This is a genomic window from Thauera sp., from assembly GCF_035444905.1.
Classification (GTDB): domain Bacteria; phylum Pseudomonadota; class Gammaproteobacteria; order Burkholderiales; family Rhodocyclaceae; genus Thauera.
Genome location: NZ_DAOMPS010000053.1, coordinates 19,193 through 27,644, shown reverse-complemented (window position 1 = coordinate 27,644; position 8,452 = coordinate 19,193). Strand labels below are relative to the sequence as shown.

The following is an 8,452-nucleotide window of genomic DNA, read 5'->3' as shown; positions in this document are numbered from 1 at the left end:
TTCTTTTCATCGACGGAGTACGACCATGAAGTCCAAAATTTTAGCGGCTAAAAAACTGCTCGTGTCAAGCCCTGAGCGCAAATCGCCCAGGGCTTGAAACTCTATATGGGACGCGAGGTTAGCTCTGTTTCGGGCAGTTTGGATTGACTGCTGCGTTGTGGGCTAGGTGCCACATAAGAGCGATGAGGAAGAAAGCCGGAGCGCGTTGCATCGGGGGACGTTTCCCAACAGCAGGCCGACTTGCCTTTCTCCTTTCTCTATAGTAGCCCAACTGCCCCCGGAACGACAAAGCGCAGCCTCAGGCTGCGCTTTGTCGTTGAAGTGGCGGCAAGGTCGTCAGGTCTGTTTCTGCGGAACGACCTTGGCGGTCGTTCCTTTCCTGAATCCACGATCCCCCGCCATGAATGCCTCCAGCATGTGCGGGATCAGCGTCGCCGCATCGACCGTTTCGCCGTAGGTCTGCGCATGTAGCGCGGCATAGCGGTCAAGGTCTGTCTTCAAGCCAGCGGGACATGCGAAGGTCAGCTTGACACTCTCGGTCTTCGGCAGCGGCCCCAGCCGCAGCTTCTTGGTCGTGCTCATCGCATCGCTCCCCGGTTGAAGAACAACGGTTGGTACGGCCGAAGCACGAGATCGCGGTTCACGATGATGCGAACCGGCAGGCCCGGCCGCTCGGTCAACGTCGGCTGGATGTTCATGTTGCGCCGGGTCATCTCCTGGCCTACCTGGTTCACGCTGTCCTGCAAACTGCCCTGTCCGGCGATGATGACGCGGTTGCCGTCCTGCCGGTTCTGCGGCGCGGCCAGCTCGGCGCCCACGCCCAGCAGCGTGGTCAGAGCCGCGCCGGCAAAAACGCGATCCCAATGCCAATCGACCCCATCCTCCAGGCCGGCATAGCCGGCCGGGTCGGTACCCGCCAGGTTGTCGAGCGTCAGCGAAGACGTGTCCGGCAGGATGATGCGGTTCCACACCACCTGCACGCGGCTCTGCCCGTAGCTCACCTGGCTGTTGTACTTGCCCATGAGGCGCGAACCCTGCGGGATCAGCAGGAACTTACCCGTGGCCGAGTCGTAGACAGGCTCCGTCACCGTGCCGATCACGTCGCCCGGCAGGTCGGACTTGATACCCGTCACCAGCGCGCCAGCGATCACCGTTCCGGCCATGACCTGGTACGGCGAAGCCGGCAGGGTCAGTTGGCCGGAATTGCGGGTTTCCGTAGAAGCGCCTTTCAGGAAAGCCTCTTTCTGGTCTTGTCGGTTCTGCACGGCGGTCGGGTCGGACGCGGATTGTTGAGTTTGTGCCGCCGTCGAGGCCGGCCCGGCGGCGAGCGGATCAAAGCCCGCCAAGGCCGATGCCGGGCCCGCCGCAGCGGCTTGCGCAGTCGCCGGTGCAGCGGTCTTGCCTGGATTGCCCGAGCGGAAGAACACCGTCGAGGCCGCAGCGGCATCGGCTTCCTTGCGCCGAGCATCCTCCGGGTCGTGGCCTGGCGGCGCATAGGCCGGTGTCACCGGCTGCTGTGACTTCACGATGGCCGGGCCGAGGTCGCCCGGCAGCGGTGGCCCCAGCTCCGGCACCTTCGCCGGCAGCTTGGAATAGTCGGAAGGCAGGCCGTCCAGCCCTTCGGACTTCGAGACGCGATCCACGTTGTACAGCTCGGTTTGCTCGCCCGCGCCGCGCCGATGCGGCTGCAACGACCAGATCGTGGCCCCAAGCACGGCGACCGACAGGCCGCCGGTGAGGATGGCTAGCGTGCGCCGATTCAACCGAGTCACCGGACGCGGCTGCGCGCGCAGCGCCATTGCCTCGGGCGCCACCTTGCCGGTCTGCGGCGCGGCATGGTCGGGAATGTCGTCCTGGCTCATGGTCAGTTCCTCCGCGTGCCATCCGTGCGCTCGATCCGCACCACGTCGCCCTTGTCCCCGCCCAGACGCAACTCGGCGGCGCCGAACAGGCGATCGACGATGTAGTACGGCGCACGGAAGCGGTAGTTCACCAGTTGCCCGTCGCCCTGCACACCGATCACGAACAGCGGCGGCAGCTCGCCCTGGGCGATGCCCGGCGGAAACTGGATGTAGACCTTCTCGCCGTCGTCGAAGGCGCGCAGCGGCTTCCAGGGTGGATTGCTGCCGCTGACCGCGTAGCGGAAACGGATCTTCTCCAGCGACAGGCCGGCATCGACCGGCGCGGCGGCGCTGGCCGCCTGCGCCTGGCGCTGCAAGGCCAGCATCTTGTCCTTCGGATACTCCCAGGACACCGACGCCATCCACGTCTTCTCTGTCGATGTCAGTTCCAGCAGGTAGGTGCGCCGGCTGGTGGTGATGACCAGATTCGTCTTCAACCCCGAGCGAATCGGCTTGACCATCACATTGACGCGCAGCGCATCGCCGCTGCCGCTGGACGTGTCGCCGACGATCCAGCGCACGGTATCGCCAGCGGCCACCGTCACCAGTTCTTCACCGGGCTGGAGCGCGATCACGGTCACGCGGCCCACGGCCGCATAGACCTGATACAGCGCGCCGTCCGTGAAGGGCCACACCTGAATCGCGTTGACGTAGCCCTCGCGCGTCGGCGCAATGCGCGCTTCGGCGTTGGCGCGGGACACGCGCACGGTTTCATCGGCGGGTTCCGGCGTGGGCTTGGCATCCGGCACAGGTTTCATCTGCGCCGGCATCGGCAGCACCTGCGGCACGGCCACCACTTCGACAGGCGCAGGCGGCTCCGGCAGCGGCTGGGCCTGCACCGGCTCATCGAGCGAAATGGACGGCGGCGGCTTGCCCTGCGTGGCGCAGCCAGAAAACAACACGGTCGAAGCCAGAAGCATCACCGGCAAGGCGGATTTACGGAAAAGATCATTCATGGTTTTGCTCCTTCGTTTCCTTCCAGTTCGCGGCTCCATGACAGCCCATTGACGTAGATGCCCAGGGGGTTCTTGCGCAGGCGCTGCTCGGTGCGCGGCGTCTGCTGCACGATGGAAACCACGGCATTCCAACGTTCGGTGCGATCCAGCGCACCGTTCACAAAGCGCGTCTCCGTCCAGCGCACGTTGAACGAGGTGTCGCTGGCACGGGTCACGCTGCTGATCTGCACCGTCACCGACTCCTTGCCGATGCGCGCGAACGGATCGTTCACACGGGCGTACTCGTTGAGCACGACGGCGCCCTTGTCGGTCGTGTAGTCGTAGGCATCGAGCCAGTTCTGCCGCACCACGATGGGGTCGATGGACAGCGAGCGCACCAGGCCGATGAAGCGGCCCAGGTGGTAGGCGATCTGCGCATCGCTGGGCCGGTACGGCGTGGCGGCTTCGCCCACGGTACGCACCTGCCCAGCCTGATCGACCTCGATCACATAGGGCGTCACGATGGACTGCGCCGAGCGCCAGACCAGGCCACCGGCCATCAGCAATGCGAGAGCGAGGCAGCCGAAGGCCATCAGGCGCCAGTTCTTCGCCTGCACGCGCGGCGAGCCGATGCGCTCGTCCCAGACCTGGCCTGCGGCTTGGTACGGCGTGGCGGGCTGCGACGTGTCGGCGTAGCGCACCTGGGGTCTTTTGAATCGCATGGTCTATCTCCTTATGAGTCGGAATCGCGCAGGCTGGGGCCTTGGCTGGAGCTGCCGCCATCGCCACCGCGCAGCGTGTGGGCGGCAGTCGTCGCGGCATGGGTCAGTTGCTGCCTGCGATGCAGGCGCTTGGCCCAGGCGGGCTGTTCGGCAGCGGTAGGCGCTGCCGAATCGGCTGCGCTCTGCGGGCCACTGGATGCAGGGGCGTCATCCGGCCGGAAGGCAGCGGCGACACGCTCCTTCATCGAGCGCGCGCCATCGGCCACCTTCTGCCCGGCGGCCTGCGCGCCGGTCTTGGCGACATTGCCCACGCCGGCGGCTGCGCCTTTGAAGCCACCGCCAGCGGACGCGGAGCCGGCCTGAAACGCCGACTTCGCGCTGCTGGCGGCCCCGACGGCGGCACGTGCACCGCTGCCGGCCAGCTTGGCCGCAGCCGGAGCCATGCGCGCGCCGGCTGCGACAGCACCGCCGACGCCCGTGGCCGCTGCACCCACGGCAACCGCAGCGCCGGCCGCGCCCAGCGCGGCACCGGCCATCGCGCCCGCGCCGAGCTGCGGGCCACCCGACACCAGCCCGGCCGCAATGCCTGGCCCGAAGATGCCCAGCGCCAGCAGGGTCAGCGAGGCCAGCATGACAACGACCGAATGGTCGATGGATGGCTCGGCCGGCTGCACCTGGAACTCGGCGAACAGGCCCGAGCCAATGCCCACGATGACGGCCAGCACCAGCACCTTGATGCCCGAGGACACCACGTTGCCCAGCACCTTTTCTGCCAGGAACGCGGTCTTGTTCCACAGCGCGAACGGCACCAGCACGAAGCCCGCGAGCGTGGTCAGCTTGAACTCGATCAGCGTGATGAAAAGCTGGATCGCCAGCACGAAGAAGCACAGCAGGACGATCAGCCAGGCGAGGAACATCACGACGATGGGCGTGATGTTCACGAACACCTCAGGAAATCCCGCCATGTCGCCGATCTGCTTGAGGATCGGCGCCCCGGCGTCGATGCCGACCTTGGCCAGCCTGCCCGGTTGCAGGAAGTTCTCCATGCTCAGGGTCGAGCCGCTGGCGGTCAGGCCCAGGCCCGCGAACGAACGGAACACGATGCCGGCCAGCCAGTTGAAGTTGCCGATGATGTAGGCGAAGGCGCCGACGTACAGCACCTTGCGGATCAGCTTGGCGATCACGTCCTCGCCCTGGCCGGTGGCATGTCCCATCGCCCAGAAGAGCCCGGCGATGGTCATGTCGATGACGATCAGCGTGGCAGTGAGAAAGGCCACCTCGCCATGCAGCAGGCCAAAGCCCGAGTCGATGTAGCGCGAGAACGTATCGAGAAAACGGTCGATGATGGTCACGTCGTTCATGGCGAGTCCTCCTGCCCTGGCCCGTTGCCATCGGCGGGCTCATCGAAGCTGGGCGGAATCGGCGGCAGGTCGGCGGGCGTCTGGTACTCGCCGGGGCCGGCCTTGCCGGAGAGAAAGCGGCGCAGGTCGGCTTGCGCCACCTGCGCGCAGAACGCGCCGCCGTGCTCGCCCGCACGGCATTGCGCGCGCAGCGTGTGCAGCCGGGACGGGTCAGCGGCCAGTGCATCCACCGCGGGCGGCCGGTCGCAGCCGGCCAACAGGGACGTGAGAGCGAACAGGACGGGCGCGTTCTTCATGGCCGTCCCCGTCAGCGGTTGTAGAAATGGACGGGCTGCGGCGTGTACGGCGTGCCTTCGCCCAGGAAGCGGCGCGTCACCTCGCGCCCGCGCTCCGTGGCCGCGGCCTGCCTCGCCAGCTCCAGCGAGGCGGCCCGGTCTTGCGTGATCTGGAGCCGCTGCGTCTGGATCGACTGCTTGGCCTGCAGGGCGAGCAACTGGTTCATGGCCTGCATCGCCTGCAACGCGCCCTCCGCCGACTGGCTCTTGCCCACGAGGTCGGCCAGCACGCTTTCGTCGTCGCTCAGGTTCTGCGACGCCTGGGCCTGCATCTGCATGGTGGTTTGCAGGCCGTTGAGCGTGTTCTTCCAACGCTCCTGCGCATCGAGGTACATCTGATTGCCGCTCACCGTGGCGGCGTACTTCTCGGGGTACAGGCGCGAAAACTCGCGGTCGATGTTCGTCACGTCGTAGGCCAGGCCTTTGGCCTGCGCGATGAGGCGCTGGGTGGTCGCCAGGTTCGCGCGCAACTGGCCCACCACGCTGGACGGCAGGCTGGCCAGGTTGCGCGCCTGGTTGATGAGCATCTGCGCTTCGTTCTGGAGCTGGCGGATCTGGTTGTTGATCTGCTCCAGCGTGCGAACGGCGGTGAGCGTGTTCTGCACCAGATTGGTCGGGTCGAGCACGATGTCGCCGACGCCGAACAGCGCGTGCGCGGGCTGCGCGATGCCGAAGGCGAGCACGCAGGCGGCGGTCAACGCGGCGAGCTTGGGAGCATGGGTTTTCATGGGTGGTTCTCCTGCGGATGGGTGGGAACAAAGGCGGCGCCCGGCGGCGTGCCGGGGAAGTCACGCAGCAGCTCGGCCGCCCAATCGAGGCTGCGGTGGCGCAGCCATGCGGCTGCGAACGTGGAAGAAGCGGTGGAAGCCACGGTGAGCACCGCGTCGATGTCGCGCTGGTCTTGCGGCGTGGAAGCGCCCGCGAAGGCCAGCACCGCCGGCCCCAGGTCAAGGTCGAACAGGCGATTGCCGAGACGGGATTGGTAGTAGTAGTCGCGCTTGGGCTGCGCGGTGGCGACGATCTCGATCTGCCGGCTGTTGAGGCCGAAGCCTTCGTAGATCGTGCGAATCTGCGGTTCTGTCGCCTGCGGATTGGCCAGGAAGATGCGGCTGGCGCAGCTCTCAATGATGGCCGGCGCGATGCTCGAATCCTTGATGTCCGCGAGCGACTGCGTGGAGAAGATGACGCTGACGTTCTTCTTGCGCAGCGTCTTGAGCCACTGGCGAATGCGCGCGGCAAACGCGGGCTCGTCGAGGAACAGCCACGCCTCATCGAGGATCAGCAGCGTCGGCGCCCCGTCGAAGCGCTCATCGAAGCGGGCGAACAGATAGCGCAGCACCGCCTGCACCGCAGCCTTGCTGTGCATTAGCTCTTCCATCTCGAAGCCTTGCACGTCGGCCATGCCCAGTCGGTCGCGGTCGGCGTCCAGCAGCTTGCCGTGGGCACCGCCCAGCACATAGGGCGCGAGCGCCTGGCGCAGCGCGTTCGATTGCAGCAGCACCGACAGGCCGGTCATGGTGCGCTGTTCCACCGGCGCACCGGCAAGGCTGCCAAGTGCCGACCAGACCGCCGCCTTTTCTTCGGGGCCGACGGCGACACCTTCGTGCAGCAAGCGGCCCTCGATCCATTCGGCGGCCCAGGTTCGGTAGCCATCGCGGTCGATGCGCGCCAAGGGCTGGAAAGCGATCTCGCCATCCAGCCCGAGGTCGTAGTGCTCGCCGCCGAGGCCCAGGATCGTGGCGCGCATCGAGCGCCCCATGTCGAACGCGAAGATGCGCGAGCCGCGATAGCGGCGGAACTGCATCGCCAGGGTGGCGAGCAAGACCGACTTGCCCATGCCGGTCGGGCCGGCCACCAGCGTGTGGCCCACGTCGCCGATGTGCGTCACCAGCCGGAACGGTGTCGCGCCTTCGGTGCGCGTGACGATCAACGGCGGGCCGTCGAGGTGTTCGTTCTTCTCCGGCCCGGCCCACACGGCGGACACCGGCATCAGGTGCGCCAAATTCAGCGTCGAGACGATGGGCTGGCGCACGTTCGCGTAGGCATGCCCCGGAATCGAGGACAGCCACGCATCCACGGCGTTGAGCGTTTCGGGGATGGTGACGAAGCCGCGCCCCTGGATGACGCGCTCCACCATGCGCAGCTTTTCATCTGCCACGGCGGGATCGGCATCGAGCACCGTTACCGTGGCGGTGAGGTAGCCGAAGGCCACTTGATCGCTGCCCAGCTCCTGCAAGGCGGCGTTCGCGTCGGCGGCCTTGTTGCTGGCATCCGTGTCCACCAGCGGGCTTTCCTGCTGGAAGATCGTTTCGCGCAGCAGCGCGATGACGTTCTTGCGCTTGGCGAACCACTGGCGGCGCAGGCGCGACAGCTCTTTTTCCGCTTCGGCTTTGTCGAGGCAGAGAAAGCGCGTACTCCAGCGGTAGGCAAAGCCCAGGCGGTTGAGGTCGTCCAGAATCCCCGGCCAGGTCGAGGTCGGGAAGCCCCGCACTGTCGCAATACGCAGGTGCTGGTCGCCCAGCATCGGCGCGAGGCCGCCGACCAGCGGGGCATCGGCCAGCAGCGCATCGAGGTGAAACGGCACTTCAGGTACGCCCACACGGTAGCGCCGCGTCGAGATAGCCGCGTGCAGGTAGGTCAGCGTCTGGCTGTCGTCCAGCCAGGCAATCTCCGGCATCACGCCATCAAGCAGGTCAAAGACGCGATCTGTTTCCGCGATGAAGGCGGTCAGTCGCTCGCGCCAGTCCACGCCTTCGGTGGGACGGTTCTCGTACAACATGCCCGCCGCGCGGGCGCGGGATTCCTCGGGCGGCAGGTACACCAGCGTCAGGTGGTAGCCGCTCTCGAAATGGTTGCCCGATTCCTCGAACGCTGCCCGGCGTTCCTCGTCCACTAGCCAAGACAACGGTTCGGGAAAGTCGGAATGTGGGTAGTCGGCCGCAGCGCGGCGCTCGGCCTCGATGAACAGCGCCCAGCCCGAGCCCATCCGGCGCAGCGCGTTGTTCAAGCGGGCCGACGTGGCGATCAGCTCGCCTTGCGTGGCGCTGTCGAGGTCAGGCCCGCGAAACCGCGCCGTGCGCTGGAAACTGCCGTCCTTGTTCAAGACGACGCCCGGCGCGATCAGCCCGGCCCAGGGCAGCCAGTCGGCCAGCAGCGCGGGCCGCTGGCGGTATTCGGCAAGGTTCAGCATGGCGGCGT

General features: G+C 66.7%; 8 protein-coding genes. All 8 read right to left on the bottom strand.

Features of this window, described 5'->3' with window-relative positions; all coding sequences use genetic code 11:
* Window positions 1–336 precede the first annotated feature (336 nt).
* From PLC66_RS18355 to trbE, 8 genes are read right to left on the bottom strand one after another with little or no spacing between them, the layout of a single operon-like run.
* The gene (locus PLC66_RS18355) at window positions 337–582 is read right to left on the bottom strand and encodes a DUF2274 domain-containing protein (protein ID WP_019726312.1); all 246 of its coding nucleotides are present in this window, start codon (window positions 580–582) and stop codon (window positions 337–339) included.
* The gene (locus PLC66_RS18350; RefSeq protein WP_019726311.1) at window positions 579–1,862 is read right to left on the bottom strand and encodes a TraB/TrbI/VirB10 family type IV secretion system protein; all 1,284 of its coding nucleotides are present in this window, start codon (window positions 1,860–1,862) and stop codon (window positions 579–581) included. The genes PLC66_RS18355 and PLC66_RS18350 overlap by 4 nt, the downstream gene beginning before the upstream one ends.
* A gap of 2 nt (window positions 1,863–1,864) precedes the next feature.
* Window positions 1,865–2,857, bottom strand: coding sequence for a P-type conjugative transfer protein TrbG (trbG, locus tag PLC66_RS18345; RefSeq protein WP_013519645.1), 993 nt, complete (start codon window positions 2,855–2,857; stop codon window positions 1,865–1,867).
* Window positions 2,854–3,558: a conjugal transfer protein TrbF gene (gene trbF, locus PLC66_RS18340; RefSeq protein WP_324543170.1), complete on the bottom strand. Its 705-nt coding sequence runs from the start codon at window positions 3,556–3,558 to the stop codon at window positions 2,854–2,856. The genes trbG and trbF overlap by 4 nt, the downstream gene beginning before the upstream one ends.
* Window positions 3,559–3,569: 11 nt before the next feature.
* Window positions 3,570–4,919, bottom strand: coding sequence for a P-type conjugative transfer protein TrbL (gene trbL / locus PLC66_RS18335; protein WP_019726308.1), 1,350 nt, complete (start codon window positions 4,917–4,919; stop codon window positions 3,570–3,572).
* Complete coding sequence (locus tag PLC66_RS18330) at window positions 4,916–5,215, bottom strand: hypothetical protein (RefSeq protein WP_019726307.1); 300 nt, start codon at window positions 5,213–5,215, stop codon at window positions 4,916–4,918. Before PLC66_RS18330 ends, trbL begins: the two co-directional genes overlap by 4 nt.
* 11 nt (window positions 5,216–5,226) lie before the next feature.
* On the bottom strand, window positions 5,227–5,982 hold the full coding sequence (trbJ, locus tag PLC66_RS18325; RefSeq protein WP_019726306.1) for a P-type conjugative transfer protein TrbJ: 756 nt from the start codon (window positions 5,980–5,982) through the stop codon (window positions 5,227–5,229).
* Complete coding sequence (gene trbE, locus PLC66_RS18320) at window positions 5,979–8,444, bottom strand: conjugal transfer protein TrbE (RefSeq protein ID WP_324543146.1); 2,466 nt, start codon at window positions 8,442–8,444, stop codon at window positions 5,979–5,981. Before trbE ends, trbJ begins: the two co-directional genes overlap by 4 nt.
* Window positions 8,445–8,452 lie beyond the last annotated feature (8 nt).

Excerpts from the sequence above, each read along its gene's own strand:
- PLC66_RS18355 (WP_019726312.1), bottom strand. The coding sequence starts at position 582 with ATGAGCACGACCAAGAAGCTGCGGCTGGGGCCGCTGCCGAAGACCGAG.
- PLC66_RS18350 (WP_019726311.1), bottom strand. The coding sequence starts at position 1,862 with ATGAGCCAGGACGACATTCCCGACCATGCCGCGCCGCAGACCGGCAAG.
- trbG (WP_013519645.1), bottom strand. The coding sequence starts at position 2,857 with ATGAATGATCTTTTCCGTAAATCCGCCTTGCCGGTGATGCTTCTGGCT.
- trbF (WP_324543170.1), bottom strand. The coding sequence starts at position 3,558 with ATGCGATTCAAAAGACCCCAGGTGCGCTACGCCGACACGTCGCAGCCC.
- trbL (WP_019726308.1), bottom strand. The coding sequence starts at position 4,919 with ATGAACGACGTGACCATCATCGACCGTTTTCTCGATACGTTCTCGCGC.
- PLC66_RS18330 (WP_019726307.1), bottom strand. The coding sequence starts at position 5,215 with ATGAAGAACGCGCCCGTCCTGTTCGCTCTCACGTCCCTGTTGGCCGGC.
- trbJ (WP_019726306.1), bottom strand. The coding sequence starts at position 5,982 with ATGAAAACCCATGCTCCCAAGCTCGCCGCGTTGACCGCCGCCTGCGTG.
- trbE (WP_324543146.1), bottom strand. The coding sequence starts at position 8,444 with ATGCTGAACCTTGCCGAATACCGCCAGCGGCCCGCGCTGCTGGCCGAC.